We start from the raw sequence: 19,350 nt of genomic DNA, 5'->3' as shown, positions 1-19,350 counted from the left end.
AAAATATTGGAAACAAGCCTCTTTTTCTTCCTAAATAATGTTTGCTAGGAGTTATTATGAGTTTTTCTAAAACCTTATAGCATTTGACCTTGAAATGGGTATCCTTATGACGCCAGATGATAATCAAAAGTTATGTGATCATTTGTTTTTTTGATTTCACTTGAGGAGGATTTTATTATATAAAAGAGACAGATGATCTGAACAAAAGAAAAAAGCGAGATTTTGTATAGGGGGTTCGCGTATATGGATGTTTTGGGAATTGTTGGAATCATAACGATCACATTGTTAGTTGTCCTTCTCTTGAGCAACAAGATTTCTACGATGAATGCACTGATTGCACTTCCGATTCTTGCGTGTATCGTCATCGGACAGAGCGGAAAACTTTCTGAATATGTAATAAGTGGTTTAAAGACAGTTGCTCCAACGGGAACGATGTTTATCTTTGCAGTCCTGTTCTTTGGAATTATGGGAGATGCGGGAACGTTTGACCGGATTGTAAATCAGGTGCTGAAAATTGTGGGAACCGATCCGTTAAAGATCTGTATCGGTACGCTCGTGATTACCTGTATTGCGCATCTGGATGGTTCTGGAGCAGTCACCTATCTGATTACAATTCCGGCAATGCTTCCGATCTTCAAGAAGCTCAAGATGGATAAGAGAATTCTTGCAACGATCTGTGCACTTGGAGAGGGAACCGTCAATATGGTTCCGTGGGGTGGACCGACGCTTCGAGCTTCGATGTCGTTAAATGTATCGCTTCAGGAACTCTACAATCCGATGATCATTCCTCAGATTGCAGGTATTGTGGCATGTTTTGCGATCACGGTATGGTTCGGACTCAGAGAGAGAAAACGTCTCAACATCGATTATAAAGGAAATGCGATGATTGAGCAGACGAAACTGACAGACGAAGAAATTGCTTTGCAGAGACCGCATCTGTTTATTTTCAATGTCATTTTGATTTTGGCTACGATCATCTGCCTGACGGTTGCAGTTCTTCCGCCGGCAGGATGCTTCATGGTTGCAACGGTGATCGCATTCTTTGTAAACTATCCGGATTTGGATTTGCAGAGAAAGCTGGTTGACCGCCATGCACAGGCAGCGATGCTGATGGCATCGACGCTGTTTGCAGCAGGAATTTTCACCGGAATTATGAAGGATTCCGGAATGCTCAGCTCAATCGCAAATGGAATTGTGACCGTCCTTCCGACTTCGATTGCACGTCATCTGCCGGTTGCACTCGCAGTTGTCTCCATGCCGTTGACGCTTGTGTTTGATCCGGATAGTTTTTATTACGGAATTCTTCCGGTCTTTGCGGAGGCTGGACAGGCATTTGGTATCGATCCGTTGATGATCGGTCGTGCGGCAATGTGTGGTCATACGACGCTTGGATGCCCGATTTCTCCGTTGATCCCGTCCACGTTTCTGTTGATTGGACTTTCTGAAATCGGACTTCCGGAGCACCAGAAACACAGCTTTATTCCGCTGTGGATCGTCTCGATGGTCATTCTTGCATCAGCGATTGTGAGCGGAATTATCACGATTTAATTTTTAGTTTGAAAATAGTTTTGCGGTTAACAAAATCAGCTAATTTTCACTTTTGCAGATGTTATCTTTAATGTAGGAGAGAAATGTCTGGATGTTATCATACAGATAGCCATTTTTCATCCAGATCATTTCAATGTCGTAATACATCGGTGGGTCGAGAGAGAGCGGTACAATACCGCTCTCTTTTTCTGCAATATCACGGTATAAAAATCCGCAGGCCACGCCCTGTTTGATCAGGAGGAGCTTGTTGTAGAGCTGTTCCGTGGACCAGGTGATCTGAGGTTCACATTTAGAATCCTCGTATCGTTTCATGATAATATGGCGGAAATGAGAGCTTCCCTTGATTTCCACGATGGAATCCTGAGCTGTCTGGACGATCGAGATGCTCTTCTCATTTGCCAGAGGATGTTCCTCGCTGACACAGTAGACAATCTCCTGATTGGAAAAACGGCAGGAATTCTGATTCTCGAAGTCCAGATCGGAACCGCTCACGACAATAACGTCCACCTGATCTTCCTGAAGCGATTTTCTGAGGGAGGCAGAACTTCCGTAAAAACATTCGATCCGGATATCGGGGTATTTTTTGTGAAAATCTGCGAGTGTCGGAATCAGGAGTGCGCTGATCATCGGGGGAAGTCCGAGACGGATGCTTGTGACTTTCTTTCTGAGAAGTCGCATATTTGTCTCGATTTTCTTCTCCTCCTCAAGAAAATCTTTGATTTCGAGCAGAAAATAAGCCCCTTCTTTCGTGAGAATCAGTTTTTTCTTTTCCCGTTTGAAAAGGCGAATCTGAAATTCCTCTTCCAAATCCCGGATTGCGTTTGAGATTGCAGGCTGAGAGACGTGCAGACATTCAGCTGCCTTTGTGATGCTGTGCTGGTTGCACACCTCTTGAAAATATTGTAATTGGAATAATTTCATCGTGTTTTTTGTATCTCCATTTTTTTCATAAGTAAAGTGCGAAAATTTATCAGGTATCTTTTTATTATAGCACATTTTGGAGGGAATGTTTTAGAAATCATGTAGGAGGGGTGGATTTTTCGTTAAAGGACGATGTTTTTGTCAATGAGTAAAAAAAGCCGGGATGCGTGATGCATTCCGGCTTTTAAAATCGTTGGTTGTGTTTGTTATATGGTGATTGCGCCAATTTCGTTAAAACATCTAAAGTGAGTGATTATTGTGATTATTCTCTCGGCTTTTTCAGTTCGATTGCAAATCCATCTGGCATATCAAACCAGTGCTTCTTGTCTGTGTACTGCTTGCATCCTCTTGCCACAGCGCGCTCAATCACAGTGTCCCAGTCGTCGGAAGCGATGCCGATGTGGCTGTACATGCTTCCCATCTCGCCCATATCCTCGACCTCGTTGAGCTGAATGCCCTCGTTGAACCATACCTGACGCTTCGGAGCTTCGCCTTTTTGACGCTCCACGGTCATTTCAAAAACTTCCTCGAAAAATCGAACATACCAGTCATAATCTTTTACATTTAAAGCGACATGATGAATCGTAGCGATCATAGTTTCTCTTCCTTTCACAACTCCGAATCGACTTTTTCAATTTCAATATACACAATATACAATAGAAAAGATATCGGAGGTTTTTTTTTGCGTTCTGCCAAAACTGCCTGATGAAATTTATTATAATGGAAAAAAGAGGCTATGTAAAATAGAAAATTCTGTATTAAAGTATATGAATCCGTCTATGTCTTTGGAAAACGATGCCTGATGGTGTGGAGGATAGGTTACTGTTCAGAGGTAGGCACTTTTGGAACCGAAAGTGCCGTAAGATAAAGTGGTGGTAGCGGGAATTTGCCGTATTTAAATGCGAAGCCACGGCAAATTCCGTTACTGGGCACATGCGTGTAAACAGTAACGAGGATAGATCGGATTTGCGAACAGAGACAAGAATGGTCTGTTTTTTGCAGAGAAATTGTGGTAAGATAAAAAAGATTCAGTAAAAATGGAGAAGGGAGCATGGCTTGTTTAGGCATGCTCTGAATTGAGGGATAGAGACATGTTGACAGAAGCACGGGCATTCAAACGGTTTTGCGATGCGATATGGGAGTATCACGCGGATACCAATCAGATTTATGTTCATCATGATCGCACCACACCGGAAGTTTGCGGAGAATGGAAGGATTATGAGGAACTTTATCGTCTGTATCGGGAGCAGTATGTCTACCGGGAGGATGTGGAGATCTGGCAACAGTATATGAATCCGAATCATCTGAGAGAATTTTTGAATCGAGAAGATCAGGAAGATCATTTTTTTGTCCGGATTGAGCACAAGGAGCTTGATCGGAATTCCAGAAAGAATACAGAATTCTTAAATCGCTGGATGGAATGGCATGAAGTCTACATCAGCAAGATCGATGAGAAAAGTCTTATGATTGCGAGTCGGGATGTCCGGGAAGAACAGCGAAATTCGACGATTGCACAGGCGGTTCTTCCGGAGTTTGACTATGTGTGCCGGATTGACGTTGCGACGAACAACTATGTGATTTATTATTCGGATAGGGAAAAACATATCATTCCGAAGCATGCGTCGGACAATTATCACACGACCATGGAGCGGGTGAACCATAAGAGTGTGATCGAGGAGGAGGTCGAGACGCTCTGCAAGAGTATGAGGGTGGAAAATGTCGTTGAGCATCTTGAGCATGAGAAAGAGTATATTCTTTATGCGACGATGGAGGAGGACGGCGTGATCGCCCACAAGAAATACCGGTTCTGCTATGTGGATTCCGAGAAAAAGGCGATTCTTCTGACGAGAACCGATGTCAGCGGGATCATTCAGGAAAAGCAGAGGAGGGAGCGGGAGGAGCGAAAACGGCTGAGTTACCTCGAAAACATGCCGGTTGCATTCTGCTCGATTCAGGTGCTTCTCGATGAGGATGGAAAACCGAAAGATTTCCTGTTTACATACAGCAACCGCGAGCACGACAAGCTCGAGGGAGCGGGTTACGGGGAGCTGATTGGAAGAAAGTTTTATGAGTATTTCAAGAATGGAGATCCGAAATGGCTGAAATACTACTACGAGACGGCATACGAGGGGATCCCTCATGTAATTCGGGAGTATAGCCGGGAGATCCAGAAAGAACTTCTGATTCACACGTTTCAGACGGAGCGTGGACACTGCGAGTGTGTGATGCAGGATATCACGAAGGAATCGGTGCTCACGCTTGAGCTTCATCGGAGTCGGGAGGAACTCAAGCGGATTCTTGAGACCACGACGACGCTCGTCTTTCAGTATGATCCGGAGAACAGCAAGGTGATTCTTGATCAAATTGGAATTGAGGATCAGCAGAGACAGCAGAGCTTTTCGGAGCAATTATTTTTTGAGGATGTCGAGAAAAGAGGACTGATCGGGAGCACTTATGCGGAGCTTGTCCGGGATTGTCTGAAACGCATCCGGGAGGGCGAGCACCATATCTCAGTGACGATTCAGGCGAAAATGAAGCCGGAGCAGAACTGGACCTGGTATCGGATGACGCTCTTTGATTATCTCGATGAGTACACGAACAACCGGAGAGTTGTCGGTTACCTCCAGAATATCGATCAGGACATGATGAAGCAGGAGAAACTGCGCCAGAGGGCGCGGACAGATTCCCTGACCGGTCTTTTGAATGTCGGAGCCGGAAAACGGAGGGTCGAGAAACTTCTCGAGGCACAGAAACAAAGGATGTCCGGTTACAATGCGCTGTTTTTGATGGACATTGATGATTTCAAAAAAATCAACGACACGATGGGGCATAAGAAGGGCGATGAAACGATCAAGTGCTTTGCCCGTGTGCTCAAACGGACATTCCGCGCGGAGGATGTGATCTACCGCATGGGCGGGGATGAGTTTGCGGTGTTTGTCGAGCGACTTCAAATGCCGGATCTGAATATGGACACGATTCTTCGGCGACTGCGTGCACATATTGAGGAGGCGCGACGGGAGTTTCCGTTTTTGAGTGTCAGCACAGGTGCATATCTGACAAACGGGTTCCATACTTATGATGAGTATTATGTGGAAGCTGACCGGGCGCTTTATGAGACAAAGAAAAAGGGTAAAAATCACGATACGATTCATAAGAGCACAGAAGGTGCTGACCACTGATAGGAGTGTGGGTGCGGTTGCCAGTCACGGGTCAGTCATGGGAATGGCTGAGAAGAAGGAGTGAAGCGAGATTGGACAAGAATGGTTTGACAGAGAAAAATGATTTCCGACAAGATGCGGGTTCGACTGGCAGTCAGCTGGAACTGACGAGCCTGATGGCGGAGTATGAAAATCAGTTTGACCGAAGCAACAAGATTGACAATAAGGTCTACATTGCGATCACGTTCTGCGGATTCCTCTTTGTGTTCATCATCGGGCTTTTCAGCGGGATTTCTCAGCTCAAAATGCCGGAGAATGGGATTCAGATGTTTGTTTCGGGGCTGTATATTTTGAGCTGTATTGCGGTGATGGGAGCCTATGTATATGTGCTCGTGTTTTTCATGAGACTGCTTCAGCCGGAACAGATTGCCCGGATGGACCCGGAGATTATGCAACGGGAACATTTGGAGCGCATGGGGGAGGAGCAGGCGAGACTTCGCCTGATTGCGCTGTATCGGGAGACGATCAATGGAAATCTCGCCAGATTGCATCACCGCTGTGACGAATTTGTCCGGGGACTGCGTTTTATTCTCTGGACGGTGATTTTGGCGTTTCTCTGCTATGCGATTCAGATTCTCTTGCAGGTTATGAGATAGCAGAGAGGATAGAGATAAGATAATAAGGATAATAAAAGGTTTATTTGATGATTTTGATGATTTCGATCATTTCTGGCAGAAGATGGGGTTAAATTTTTATTTTGGGGAAAACCACAGAAAGGAAATAAGTCAAAAATAGATTTTGGATATGAAAAAGCAGGAATCAAATAAAAAGACAACAGAGACACATACGACTGAGACCGAGATGACAGCGAAAACGAAAAAGACGTTTACGAACTGGCTGATCCGGGTGATCGGAGCTTCTGCGATCGCAGGAATCTGTGAGCTGAATGGAAGTTCGGACGGCGGAGAGGTCTACCGAAATCTGCGAATGTAGAATACGTAATCGGAGCAAAATGTCGGATCTCAAAAGCAGAGAAACGATCAGAAAAAAACGATCCGAAAGAAACGATAAAAAGAAGAAAAAAGAGAAGAAGAAAAAAAGAAGTTAGCAGGAAAGGATTAGAGTTATTATTATGACAACCAGGGAACGGACAGACTATGATTACCTCACGGCGACAGGAAAGATGAAGTATCTCCCGCTCACAGCGGAGGATGTGATATCGTTGTCGCCTTTTTATACGTTGCGCCCAAATCGAAGCTGTGACAGTGCACCGCTTGACCAGTATCTCTACCGGAATTTTTATCAGGTAAAATACTGTCAGTTTGAGGACGCACTGTTTTTGATGTTTTTGAGTGAAGGGAATGAACCGGACGAAGCAGATCCGGATGCAACATCAAAGAATGCAACATCAAAGAATGCAACGTCAGAAAACGGAGAGAAACACGGTGAGGACGCGCAGAATCTTGAACAGAAAAATGAGAGAATGGAGATCTACGGCTTTCTCCCGTATTGCAAGGAGGAAGATCTCGCCCACTATCTGAAACTGGAGGAGACTTACTTCAATCAGGTACTTGGAATTCCGCTTGTGATGACGAGCGCGGATCAGGAGGGGGTTGCCTGCCTAAAGGAGACGGATGCACTGACCGGTTATGAGGTGAATGAGGTCGAGGATATCCGCGATTACCTCTATGATGCGGAGTCTTTGAGAACGCTTGCCGGACGAAAGTACACGAAAAAGCGCAACCACATCAACAAGTTTTTGAAGGCATATGAGGGCAGATGGGAGTACCGCACGCTGACTTATGCGGATCACGAGGAGGTCCTCGCATTCCTGAAAAAGTGGATGGAGGCAAAACTTGCAGTAGGTGAGGAAGGCGGAGTCGACGAGAACGGGGAGGCTTTCGACCCGGAGGAGGAGCTTCGCGGGGAATTCCTTGGCATTCAGGATATTCTTAGTCACGAGAATCTTTTCAATCATATCCGCGCAGGTGCGATCTATCTCGATGGAGAATTAAAGGCATTCTCGATGGGCGATTACAATGAAAAGGAAAAAGTTGCAATCATCAGCATTGAGAAAGCAGACCCGGAAATTCCGGGACTCTACCAGATGATCAACCAGCAGTTTGCGCGCCACGCTTACCCGGACGCACTTCTGATCAACCGCGAGGACGATGTCGGAATCGAGGGACTCAGAAAGTCAAAGATGTCGTACTATCCGGTCGATTTTGAGAAGAAGTATGTGATTACCCAGAAGAATTTTCCCGTAAAACAGACGGGATGCGGAGCAGATCAGACGGAGAAAGAAAAGAGAGAGGATCGGTTCACAGAGAAGAGTGAAAAGATTGAGAAAAGCGAGAACAGCGGGGAGAGCGCAGGCGAATGAAGCAGAAATCAGTTTGGGCGCTGACCGTCGCAGACGGCTTTATGACGATGATCATTGAAGTCTGTCAGAGCGGTGCGGTTTCTTACTTTTACATGAAGAATCTGGGACTCAAGATCTCCTACATGACGATGGTCTGGACGGTCTTTGCATTCTGGAATGCGATCGATGACCTGATTGCAGGTTCGATCTCCGATCGGACGAAGAATCGCCTCGGAAGACGAATCCCGTATGTGCGGGTTTGTGGTCTTCTCGCGGGAATCTTCTTTGCACTCTCGTTTGTGAAATTTCCGTTTGTGCAGTCCCAGCTCGGTCTGGCGATCTCGGCATTTCTTGTGCTCGGGATGCTCGATTTTGCGACCTCATTTCTTGAAATTACGCTGTTTGCGATTCCGGTTGAGGAGACGCTCGACGACGGCGAACGGGGAAAGATTTACCTTCTCGAACTGCTCGCGGACGCAGTCGCCCTCGCTGTGCCGACCTATTTGATTCCTCTGCTTCAGCCGGCGCAGGGGGAGAGCACGGCGGGATTTTCGGCGGTGATGTGCGTGATCGGAATCGTCTCCGGACTTGCGATCTTTTTCAGCTCATTCTATATGGAGAGCGGATACCAGATCCCGGACGAGGAAGAACAGCCCCCGCTTTTGCCCTACATTCTGGGATTTTTAAAGAGTCGTCCGTTTCTGACCTGTGAGTTTTTCAGTGTCTCGGTCTGGACGGCACTCAGCGTCTTCATGCTCGGCATGTACTATTATTTTGATGAGGTTTCGAACTGGAAGACAGCATGCTACGGCGCACTTGTGATCTCCGCTCTGTTCTCGATGGTTCTGTACTGGAAATGCAGGGAGAAGCTCGGCACAAAGGGACTCTGTGTGATCGCGCAGGCGGGCGGATCGATCTTCATGGCGCTCGGATATGTTGTCGGAATCTTCTTTGGGAACATGGTTCTTGCGGGGATTCTCGCATTTTTCGGATACGGTTTTGCCTACATCGGAAATATGTTTTTCCTGTCGTTTATGATGGGGGATGTCGCAGATTACGATGAGTACCGCAATGGTCTGCGCCGGGAGGGAATTCTCTTCGGCTTTGACAATATTTTCTGCTGTGTCGCAAATTTGTCGCAGGCAATGTTTCTGACGATCATTCTCGCATTCGGGTATGTCGAGCACCAGCCCGAGGGCACGCAGAGCCTTCTCGCCCAACAGGGAATTCTGACTGCGTGGCTTTTGATCCCGGCAGGAATTCTTGCTGTTGGCGCGATCTGCACATACTGTTTCTATCCGCTCGACCGAAAGGCGGTTGTGCAGATGAAAAAAGAATTGGAGCATGCCTAGCAGTCTGCTGAGGTAAAAATATCGTATGTTTTTAAAAATCAAACGTCAGCACAATCTTGCGGATTGACGGATCATGGCTGTCGATAAAGTCAAAGGCTTCCTGAGCTTTGGTGAGCGGAAAGGTGTGGGAGACGGAGTTTGTGAGGTCAAGCGTTCCCTCCTCGATCATCTCGATTGCCTTTCCGAACATGTGATTCTGGAGGCGGGAGCCTCTGACATCAAGTTCTTTTGCGGTGATCAGGAATGGGTTGATCTCCATCGAGGCTTTCGTGAGACCGAGCAGAATCACGCGACCGGCGCTTCCGGTTGCCTGAAGCAACATCATCAGAGAGTTTTTTCGGCTCGCGCAGTCGATCGAGACCGTCGTTCCTCTGCCGTGCGTGTATTCGAGAACCTTTGCATAGAAATCTTCCGTTCCGACGTTGATCGTGTATTTCGCACCGCGTTTTCTGGCTTCCGCGAGCTTTGCGTCCGAGAAATCGGCGACGATGATGTGGTCGCAGATCGTGTGGGCGATCTTGAGCATCGTGCTACCGAGTGCGCCCGAGCCACAGATCAGGAGCATATCCTCAGCACAGAGATTTGCGCGCGTGCATGCCTGAATCGCGATCGTCGTCGGCTCAATCATCACGGCGTCCTGATCGGAGAGGGAGTCCGGGAGAATGTAGCAGTCGGCCTCCGGGACGGCGATGAACTCCCGAAAACCGCCGTCAATGTGGACACCCCGGACTTTCAGATCGTCGCAGACATTTCCGCGGTTGTGGGTGCAGGGATAGCAGTGACCGCAACTGCTCACCTGATTGACGATTACGCGGTCCCCGACTTTTAAGCGCATAACGTCTGCGCCGACCTCCTCGACAACGCCGACCATCTCATGTCCGATGATTCGGGGATAGGTGACGATCGCGTTCGTTCCCTGGTAAATGCTGACATCCGAGCCGCAGATACCGGCAGCGGTCATTCGCACCAGAATATTGTTTTTTTCGGACAGAACCGGCTTTTCTACATCGATGATTTCCAAGTGTCTCGGTCCTGAAATCTGGACAGCTTTCATCATTTGAACCCTCCGTTTGTGTTTTGTTTTTAAATTTTTCCTTGTTTCTGTTTCTTTTTTCTTATTTCATTTCATATTTCACACTTTATATTTCACATTTCTTCCATTATTTTTTGTAAAACTGGAAAATCGCCAGAGCAGATTTGTGATTGCTTTGTTGTTGGCTTGTTTCATAAATCCATAGCACGCATGGCGTCTATATAAGAATGGTATAATCGTCAGAAACAAAAGTCAAGAATCTGTTTTTGCATCTTTTTTGTAAAAATGGGAGGTTTTTTAAGATTTTTTGGGAAAACGACGATCGGAAAAATAAATTGCGATAAGATAGGAGACAAGATAAAAGAAAAAACAAGCAAAACGAAAAGAACCAAAAGAGTAAAAATACCAAGATAGAAAAACAAAAACACCAAGAACACCAAGAACAACAAAAACAACAAAAACAACAAAAACAACAGGGAGGACTGTGTGATGATCGAGAATCCGATTCTCAGGGGATTTCAGCCGGATGCAAGTGTGTGTGTCGTTGGAGAGGACTATTATATTGCAACTTCTACGTTTGAGTGGTGGCCGGGAGTCATGATCTATCATTCGCGCGATCTGGTGAACTGGGATCTGGTCGCGCGTCCTCTTTGCAGGGTGTCTCAGCTTGATCTGACCGGGGATCGGAATTCGGGAGGAATCTGGGCTCCGCATCTTTCCTGGGCAAATGGGCGTTTCTGGCTGATGATCACGGATGTGAAGACCGACCAGTGCTTTAAGGACACGCTCAATTATCTGATGTCGTGTGAGACGATTGACGGGGAGTGGAGCGATCCGGTCTTTGTAAATGCCTCGGGGTTCGACCCGGCTCTCTTTCATGATGACGATGGAAAAAGTTATGTGATGAGCATGCTTTGGGATTATCGACCGTATATGCCGAATTTCAACGGTGTCGCGATTCAGCAGTATGATCTGGCTGAAAATCGTCTGATCGGGACACCAAAACTCATTTTTTCCGGTTCTGGCTGGGGACTCACGGAAGGACCTCAGATCATGAAAAAGGATGGGTGGTACTATCTGCTCTGTGCCGAGGGCGGAACGGGATTCAGCCATGCGAGCGTGGTCTGCCGGTCGAGAAATGTGGACGGACCGTATGAGGTATCTCCTTACACGCCTCTGATCTCGACGAGATTTGCCCCGGATTCCCCGCTTCAGAAATGTGGTCACGCAAGTTTCTTGAGAGCGGTTTCGGGCGAGTGGTATATCACGTTTATCTGCGCGCGTCCTCTGACATTCCAGAGAGGAAACTGTGAGCTCGGACGGGAGACGGGACTTGCACAGATTGAGTGGATCGAGGACTGGCCGAGACTCAAAGATGCACAGAAAGCAGAACTGTTATCGCCGGAGGGCGGCGAGATTGTGCTCCCGGATCGCACGGTGACACTTCCGAAAGCTCCGACAAAAGCGGGATGGAATCCTTACTGTGTGCCTCCGCTTTTTGTAAATGCGCCGTCCGGAATGGAGACGGTTTTACAGCGTCTGGATTTTAGTGAACAAACGGATTTTGATGAGAAAGAGCTTCCGGTCTCGTTTCACAGTCTTAGAGCACCGCTTGGCGATCGGATGTCTCTGACAGAGCGCCCGGGGTATCTGCGTCTCTATGGAAGAGAGTCGATCGCGTCCCTTCACACACAGACGATCGTGGCAAGGCGCTGGCAGAGTGTAACGTTTAAGGCGGGAACGGTACTTGAGTTTTATCCGACATGCAGTCGTCAGCTGGCAGGTCTGACCTGTTTTTATAACACAGAAAACTATGTGTATGCCTATGTCTCCTACGACGAGGTGCGCGGGTGCAGAATCCTCGATGTTTTGGTATGCGATCGGAAGGCAACTGTGGTAGAATTGGGAGAGAAGAGGATCTCAATTCCGGACGAGGTGGAGAGAATTCGTCTGGAAGTTCGGGTCGATCGGGAGAATCTCCAGTTTTTCTATGCATGGGGAGACGAGGAGTGGAGAGCGCTTGGAGGAGTACTTCCGGCCGATCATCTCTCAGATGACTACATTCGACCGAGTGCGCTTGTGTTTACCGGATCGATGGTCGGAATCTGCGCGCAGGATCTGTTTGATCACAGCAGTTATGCAGATTTTGACAGTTTTTATTATCAGGAAGAGACACGAGATCCCGCCGGTGTGAAAAGGGAGAATAAGAGAAACGTACCGGATGAAAAGACAAGAAGATAAGAGCATAAGAGGATAAGAGGAGAATAACACAAAAAATGGGGAAGTTACAGGCAATTCTGGCAGATGATGAAGCGGTGATTGTGAGAGGACTCAAAAAACTCATCGACTGGGAAAAACTTGGGATTGAGATTGTCGGGGAGGCGAAGGACGGGGAGGAGGCGCTTGCGCTGATTCGCGAGAAACGTCCTCAGCTTGCGATTTCCGACATTGCGATGCCGGGGTTAAATGGTCTTGAGATGCTTCGGAAAATCGGAGAAGAGAATCTGAATACAAAAGTGATTTTTGTGAGCGGATATCAGGAGTTTTCCTATGCGAAAGATGCGGTTCGCTACGGGGCAGTGGATTATCTGTTAAAGCCCGTTGAGCGCGAAGAATTGCAGACAGCAGTATTAAAGGCAGTCTCCCAGATTGACGATCAGAATCGGCTTGATATCCTGGAACCTTCGGAGAAGGATGACCAGATTCATCAGCTTTTTCAGAAAATCGGAGGGGAAAACTGTGCGATTGAAGAGCTTTATGAGCAGTTTTCCAATCTGAATATTTCGGTGGAGGGAAAGCGGATGACCGGGGTTGCGTTCCGCTTGTACACACTTAAAAAGAGTGAGAAGAATGCGAGAATGCAGGAACTTCTGAAATTTGCGACCTCAAATAAGATCCAGAAAAAACTGGAAAATTCCGGATGGGGCTTTATCATCAAGAAAGATGTGAGCACCTGTTACGCGATCATGCTGACAGATCGCGATCAGGAGAGAGGGGTGCTTGAGCGTCGTCTTCGCGCCCTGATTGACGAGGCGACGGACCGCGAGAGTCTGACGGTAAAAGTTGGAGTCGGGGCGGGCGTGGAGGATGCCGGAAATCTTCCTCTCGCATACAAGACTGCGAGATTTGCGCTGGAACTTTATTATTTCACAGAGGAAGCGATGACCTGGTATGACGATGTGCAGAAAGATTTCGTGGTCTCGTTTGAGGAGTATCAGGAGTGCTTCCAGAGACTCGAACAAAACTTTTTAGGTCATGAGAAAGACATGAACGTGGAGGTCGGACGGCTTCTCTCCGTGATCAAGAGCCTGCATTTTGGAAACCGTTTTGCGGCACTCAACCGCTGTAATATGATGTTGTCAGAATTGACCCAGTGCCTCTGTGAGCACTATATGCTCGATCAGAACTGGATCAAGGAGGCAGATGCGTGCATGGAGCAGATGCGTCTGACACCGACGTATCGCCAGACCTGCGAGGTTCTGATCTCATTTTTAGACAGGATGAAAGAGGAGATCCGGCTTGGCGGAAGCGGGGAGCACAATGAGACCGTCCGAATCCGACGCTATATCGAAGAGCATTTTCGCGAGAATCTGACACTGGAGTCGATGGCTCAGGTCATCGGCATGAATCCGTATTATTTCAGCAGTTATTTCAAGAAAAATCTGGGCGAAAATTTTAAGACCTATCTGACGGAGATCCGCATGCAGGAAGCGGTGAGACTACTGATGCACACGGATTACAAGGCGTATGAGATCGCGGAGGCGGTCGGTTACCGCAATGTGCGCCAGTTCAATGAGAATTTCAGAGGAAAGTATGGGAAGAGTCCAAATGAGTATCGAAAAGAACAGAGAAGCGAGTAGAGAGTGCAAACCGAGAACATCCCGAACAGAGGGATGTGTTTTTCGTGTGCGCAACAGATGGCTGGCGGTCGTCGTCACAGCCGTTGCCGTCTGTCTTGGGTGCAGTGGATGCGGGGCAAAGACGGAGGTGAGAGAGCCGGAAAAGACAGAACTGCGGGTTGTGTTTGCGGAGGGCGATCTGTCGTGGACCGGAAGTATGGAATGGGTCGCAGAGCGCTTTATGGAAGAAAATCCCGATATCTCTGTGGTGTTAAAATCGCCGGGCGATGTGGACGGACAGAGTTTTACAGACCGGCTCAAGGTATTGATTGCGGAGGATGAGTTTTCCGATGTGCTCGAACTGCGCGAGTCCGCGATCTTTGCACAGAATGGGTATTTGAGTGAGCTTCCGGAGTCTGTGACGAGTCTGGTGCGGGAGGAATACCGCGGAAAAGGCGCGTGCTATGCGATTCCACGATACACGACGACGCTTGGGATTTTGTACAACCGGGATCTCTTTGAAAAACTCGGACTTTCTGAGCCGGAGTCGTATGAGGATTTTTTAGAGATCTGTGAGACGATCCGCGATGCCGGAGTCAATCCGCTCGCGATTGGCGGGGCGAACAACTGGCATATGGGATTCTGGGGAAATTATCTGTATCAGAATTACATTTTAAATGAGGAAAACAAGGCAGAATGGGACAGCGATGCGCTTGAGGAGATGCTGACGGATTTTCGTTCATTCCGAAAAAAACACTATGTGGATGCCAGATTTCAGAATATCACGGACAGTCAGACCGTTCAGGAACTTTCCACCGGGGCTTCCGCGATGCTGTACAGTGGTCCGTGGATGATCGATCAGATCAAGAATCTGAATCCGCAGATGGAGATCGGATTTTTTTATGTTCCGGCAAAACAGGGGGTCACGCGGATCGAGGAGGATCGCTCAGCAGAGTGGGGAATCAGTGCGAAATGTGCAGAAAATGAGACAAAGCGAGAGGCGGCTGTGAGATTTTTACAGTTTTTCTACTCAGAGGGAATTTATGAGCATGTGCTTTCTCAGATGAATGCGGAGTCGGTTGTTGTCCGCAGGGAAATGGGGGAAGAGACCGGGGAGGAGACGAAGGTGCAAACCCTGATCAAGATGGCAAAGAAACCCGATATGGTTTCCTGTACCCAGATCATCGGAGATCCTGACAGTCCGGACGGATTTCGCAATTTCTATAATCAGAAACTTCAGGAAGTGCTTTTTGGAAACCGTTCTCTGAGCGTGATTGCGACGGAGATCAGACAAAACTGGGAGGGGAAGAAGAATGAAACGCCATAAAAGTATTTTTTTCCAGATTACAATGGCATTTCTTGCGCTTGGACTGCTCCCTCTTTTTGTTGCGGGGCTTGTGCTCTATGCGCAGTTTATGAGAAATATGGAACAGGTGATGTTGGAAGATATGTCCCATATGGTTTCCTACACGGCTCACAATGTCGCGGAGTTGGAGGCAGAGTGTGATGATCTGACGAAAATGATCTATGACATCTCGACCGAGGATGGGGAGTGGCTCTGGCAGATCTTAAAAAAAGATTCTCTCTCGCCGATGACGAGAAAACTCAGAGTCAGCGAATTTTTGAAGGCGATTCAGGAAAGGGACAGCAAAATCCGCAGTGTCGTGTTTACGGACGCGCAGGGAGAACTCTACTATGCGACGGCGAACACACAGAAAGTGCTTCAGGCAGAACAGTTTCAGGAGACGATGGAGCAGGCGAATCAGGGAGCGCAGGGCGCATTTCTTCTCTCGACCCATGTGGATGATTATTTCCCCCAGTCAAAAAATCAGGTGATCACGTTTTCGAGGCGGTATCGAGATGTCTCGGAAATCCGCCTGCTCGATCAGACACTCGGAACGGTGTATGTGGATCTGGATTTGGAAAAGATTTCTTCCGTGATTCAGGAGCAGGATTTAAAACGGGAGAGCACGATCTGTCTGGTCAGCGCGTTTGGGGATTGCATTTACAGCACGAATCCTCTTGAGCGGGAGCAGGGCATCTCAAACTGGGAGGAGATCGAAGGACTTCTTCGGGGAGTGCAGGGAAGTGTGCGGACTGCGAAGGAGTACCTGGTTTATCAGGAAATCCCGAAATGTGGATGGAAGATTCTGATGCGGATTCCGCGCTCGGCGCTGATGAGAAATCTCGATCAGACGCGACAGGTGGTTGTGATTTTTGTGATCGGCAGTTTTTGCATTTTGATGTTTCTCTATGAATCGTTACTGCGCCGATTCCGGGAACCTGTGAAGAAACTCGAGGCGGGGATGAATGAGATTCAGAAAGGTAATTTCAGCGCGCGGGTCGATGTCGAGCGGGAGGATGAGATCGGAGTGCTCGCAAAGGGACTCAATCAGATGGCAGAGGAGCTTGAAGCCTATATCCACCGCGTCTATGTCGCAGAGATCCGCCAGAGAGAGGCGGAGCTCGACGCATTAAAATCCCAGATCAAACCGCATTATCTCTACAACACCCTCGATGTGATCCGGATGATGGCACTTGAACATGACGATGAGCAGACTGCGGGCATGGTTGAGAGTCTCTCGCGCCAGCTCAAGTACCTGATCGGATACAACAGCGATCTTGTGCCACTCAGCCGGGAACTTGACAACATCCGAGAGTACTTCCGGATCATGAAAGTGCGGTATGAGAACCGAATCTGTCTTGAAATCGATGTGGAGGATCAGATCGCGGAGTGCAGTATCATCAAGCTGAGCCTTCAGCCGATCGTGGAGAATGCGGTCAAACACGGTCTGCGCCCGAAAAAGGGAGAGGGAAGTGTCCGGATTGAGGCATTTGTGGATGAAGATTTGCTCGAGATCACCGTCATGGACGATGGAGTCGGGATGAGTGAGGAGACACTTGAAAAGCTTCAGAATGCACTGGAATCCGATGAGATCGGGGAGAAGCAGGAGGACGGCTGGCACCATGTCGGACTCAAAAATGCCTACGATCGGATCAAGAAGAATTTCGGAGAGGAGTATGGCTTGGAAATCATGAGCAGTGAGGGCATCGGAACTGTGGTCACGATGCATCTGCCGGTGATCCGGGAAAAACAGGGAGAGTTTCAGGCGATGGTGAGAGAGGAAGAGAGGAGGAAACAGTGATGACGAGACAGGAAGTGGCAGAGTGGATGATCGGGATGCTCCCGGAAAATATGAGTTTTCTCAAGAAGAGCGGAGCTTCATATGATGCAGAAATCCGCTATCTGGAAGCGGTTTTGCGCCCGCTTTGGGGGATTTTTCCTCTGGTATGTTCCGACAGACTTTCTGAGGAGGAAAAGCAAACTGCCATGCAAAATCAGAAAGTCCGGGATGCGCTTGAGCGTTTTTTGAGACTTGTGAGGGAGAGAAAACTTCCGCGGATTACCCGTGCACGCAGGCAGATTGTTGTGGAGACCGGAGTGCTCTCCTACGGGCTTGGCATATTTCGAGAGCGTTTTCGGGAGTTGTTTGATGAGCAGGACTTTGCCTATCTGATTGAGTGGATGAGGACGGTCAATCAGACCGAGCTTCCGGAGAACAACTGGCTGTTCTTCCGCGTCCTTTTGAATACGGCACTCAAAGTGAACGGTCTGGACTATGACGAGGAGATCCGAACGAGAGATCTTGAGCATATTGAGTCGTGGTATCTCGGGGATGGCTGGTATTCGGATGGGGCGACCAGACAGATGGACTATTACATCGCATTTGGATTTCATTACTATGGGCTCTTGTATGCGAGAATGGAAACGGACGAGTATGCGAAGAGGTTTCGCAAGCGGGCAGAGATCTTTTCCGGGGATTTTTTGTACTGGTTTGACAAGACAGGAAAAAGCATTCCGTTTGGAAGAAGTCTGACGTACCGCTTTGCGCATGTGTGCTTCTGGAGTGGGATGGTGATGGCAGAAAACGGGAAGGCTGTTGTTTATGACGGACTTACTTTGGGTAAGATCAAGGGACTGATTTGCAGAAATCTGGCTTACTGGCAGAACCAGCCGATTGATCAGAACGGACAGTCTGCTCATCCGATGAATGTCGGGTATGGATACTCAAATCTGCTTCTTTCCGAAGATTACAATGCGCCCGGTTCGCCGTTCTGGTCGTTCAAGACATTTGCCGTTTTGGAGCTTTCGGAGAGGGATGAATTCTGGATGTGCGAGGAGGAGAGCTATCCGCAGGAAAAGCAGGAAGCTCTGCGCTTAAATCAGGGCTGTGCAGGAATCCTCGGACTTGCAGAGGAAAACGCCGATCATCATGTGATGCTCTCGTGCGGGGCATGTTCAGGAAATCCGCTTATGTATCACGCTCAGGAAAAATATGGAAAATTTGCCTATTCGACATATTTTGGATTTAACTTGACGAGGGAGTTTCGCCACATCCGCCAGTTCGCGATCGACAATGCGCTTGCCATCGCACCGGAGGGGACAGGGCAGTATCTGAGCCGGGAGAAGATCGAAGAATTTCATGTCTTTGAGGAGTACGGCGTCAGCCGGTGGAACCTTCCGTTTGCACAGGTTTGTACCTATCTCATCCCACTTGACACGAACACACATGTGAGAATTCATGAAGTGAAGTGTGAGCAGAAGGTAGAGATGTATGAGGGCGGTTTTCCGGTGTTTGGCTGGAATCCGAAATTTGAGATCGCACAACCTGTTTTAAATGGAGTTATTTTGCAGAATGAGTCCGGGTATTCCGAGATTCGCGATCTTCTCGGAAACCGCGAGGCAGAGGCGATCCCGCAGGGACCGAATACGAATCTGTATTCCTGTGAGCCAAACGGAGTGCCTGCTCTCAAAATGAACGCGGAGTGTCAGACGGTTGTCCTTGCCTGCATGGTGAGAGGAATTCCGTATGCGAGGCGGGAAAATCTGCCAGAGGAGTTTCTTAGAAGTGTGAGCCTTGAGCGTGAGGCGGATGGCTGGCTTTTGCGGTATGGGGCAAAGACAATAAAAGTTTTGCGGATGTAGATAAGTAGCAAGATATCTGGTCCGGCATGCAGGGAAGATGTCGGCAGAGCTGACTTAAGTCGCGCTGAATCACACGCCAAGTTGATGCTTGCGTTGTGGCTTGAATAAAATAGGATAAACGATAAGAGGCTGTCTCCTGAGCAGGAGATG

14 protein-coding genes are annotated in these 19,350 nt (G+C 48.1%); 11 read left to right on the top strand and 3 right to left on the bottom strand.

Annotated elements, in window-relative coordinates; all coding sequences use genetic code 11:
- The first annotated feature begins 243 nt into the window (after window positions 1–243).
- Window positions 244–1,548 (top strand): CitMHS family transporter, encoded by a 1,305-nt coding sequence (locus ACR0QT_RS02960; protein WP_432629413.1) that lies wholly within the window; start codon window positions 244–246, stop codon window positions 1,546–1,548.
- A 39-nt stretch (window positions 1,549–1,587) separates the two neighbouring features.
- On the opposite strand, the gene ACR0QT_RS02955 is transcribed toward ACR0QT_RS02960, so the two are convergent.
- Both ACR0QT_RS02955 and ACR0QT_RS02950 read right to left on the bottom strand, forming a co-directional pair.
- Window positions 1,588–2,469 carry a LysR family transcriptional regulator gene (locus ACR0QT_RS02955; protein WP_432629412.1) on the bottom strand — a complete coding sequence of 294 codons (882 nt, stop codon included), beginning with the start codon at window positions 2,467–2,469 and terminating at the stop codon, window positions 1,588–1,590.
- A gap of 262 nt (window positions 2,470–2,731) precedes the next feature.
- Window positions 2,732–3,064: a VOC family protein gene (locus ACR0QT_RS02950; protein ID WP_432629411.1), complete on the bottom strand. Its 333-nt coding sequence runs from the start codon at window positions 3,062–3,064 to the stop codon at window positions 2,732–2,734.
- Between the two features lie 496 nt (window positions 3,065–3,560).
- Between ACR0QT_RS02950 and ACR0QT_RS02945 the strand changes: the two genes are divergently transcribed.
- The 5 genes from ACR0QT_RS02945 (at window position 3,561) to ACR0QT_RS02925 (ending at window position 9,341) form a co-directional block, all read left to right on the top strand.
- A complete protein-coding gene (locus ACR0QT_RS02945) occupies window positions 3,561–5,648 on the top strand; it encodes a diguanylate cyclase (protein ID WP_432629410.1) in 2,088 nt (695 codons plus the stop codon).
- Between the two features lie 71 nt (window positions 5,649–5,719).
- Window positions 5,720–6,283, top strand: a complete 564-nt coding sequence (locus ACR0QT_RS02940) for a hypothetical protein (RefSeq protein WP_432629409.1) — start codon at window positions 5,720–5,722, stop codon at window positions 6,281–6,283.
- 205 nt (window positions 6,284–6,488) lie between these two features.
- Window positions 6,489–6,620 (top strand): hypothetical protein, encoded by a 132-nt coding sequence (locus tag ACR0QT_RS02935; RefSeq protein ID WP_432629408.1) that lies wholly within the window; start codon window positions 6,489–6,491, stop codon window positions 6,618–6,620.
- Window positions 6,621–6,759: 139 nt separating this feature from the next.
- Entirely contained in the window at window positions 6,760–8,010 is a 1,251-nt protein-coding gene (locus ACR0QT_RS02930; protein WP_432629407.1) for a DUF2156 domain-containing protein, read from the top strand.
- The gene (locus tag ACR0QT_RS02925) at window positions 8,007–9,341 is read left to right on the top strand and encodes an MFS transporter (protein ID WP_432629406.1); all 1,335 of its coding nucleotides are present in this window, start codon (window positions 8,007–8,009) and stop codon (window positions 9,339–9,341) included. The genes ACR0QT_RS02930 and ACR0QT_RS02925 overlap by 4 nt, the downstream gene beginning before the upstream one ends.
- Window positions 9,342–9,372: 31 nt before the next feature.
- Here the strand turns inward: ACR0QT_RS02925 and ACR0QT_RS02920 are convergent, their stop codons facing one another.
- A complete protein-coding gene (locus ACR0QT_RS02920; protein ID WP_432629427.1) occupies window positions 9,373–10,395 on the bottom strand; it encodes an alcohol dehydrogenase catalytic domain-containing protein in 1,023 nt (340 codons plus the stop codon).
- Between the two features lie 468 nt (window positions 10,396–10,863).
- Here ACR0QT_RS02920 and ACR0QT_RS02915 point away from each other — a divergent pair, with 468 nt between their 5' ends.
- The 5 genes from ACR0QT_RS02915 to ACR0QT_RS02895 are packed head-to-tail and all read left to right on the top strand — an operon-like array spanning window position 10,864 to window position 19,200.
- Complete coding sequence (locus ACR0QT_RS02915) at window positions 10,864–12,615, top strand: glycoside hydrolase family 43 protein (RefSeq protein WP_432629405.1); 1,752 nt, start codon at window positions 10,864–10,866, stop codon at window positions 12,613–12,615.
- 35 nt (window positions 12,616–12,650) lie between these two features.
- The gene (locus ACR0QT_RS02910) at window positions 12,651–14,234 is read left to right on the top strand and encodes a response regulator transcription factor (protein WP_432629404.1); all 1,584 of its coding nucleotides are present in this window, start codon (window positions 12,651–12,653) and stop codon (window positions 14,232–14,234) included.
- A 46-nt stretch (window positions 14,235–14,280) separates the two neighbouring features.
- A complete protein-coding gene (locus ACR0QT_RS02905) occupies window positions 14,281–15,540 on the top strand; it encodes an extracellular solute-binding protein (protein WP_432629403.1) in 1,260 nt (419 codons plus the stop codon).
- The gene (locus tag ACR0QT_RS02900) at window positions 15,527–17,359 is read left to right on the top strand and encodes a cache domain-containing sensor histidine kinase (protein ID WP_432629402.1); all 1,833 of its coding nucleotides are present in this window, start codon (window positions 15,527–15,529) and stop codon (window positions 17,357–17,359) included. Before ACR0QT_RS02905 ends, ACR0QT_RS02900 begins: the two co-directional genes overlap by 14 nt.
- Entirely contained in the window at window positions 17,359–19,200 is a 1,842-nt protein-coding gene (locus tag ACR0QT_RS02895; protein ID WP_432629401.1) for a DUF2264 domain-containing protein, read from the top strand. The genes ACR0QT_RS02900 and ACR0QT_RS02895 overlap by 1 nt, the downstream gene beginning before the upstream one ends.
- Window positions 19,201–19,350 lie beyond the last annotated feature (150 nt).

It is taken from the genome of Brotaphodocola sp., from assembly GCF_050873365.1.
GTDB lineage: Bacteria > Bacillota > Clostridia > Lachnospirales > Lachnospiraceae > Brotaphodocola.
Note: the sequence above shows the minus strand (reverse complement) of the source record. Positions and strands in the feature narration are given on the sequence as shown.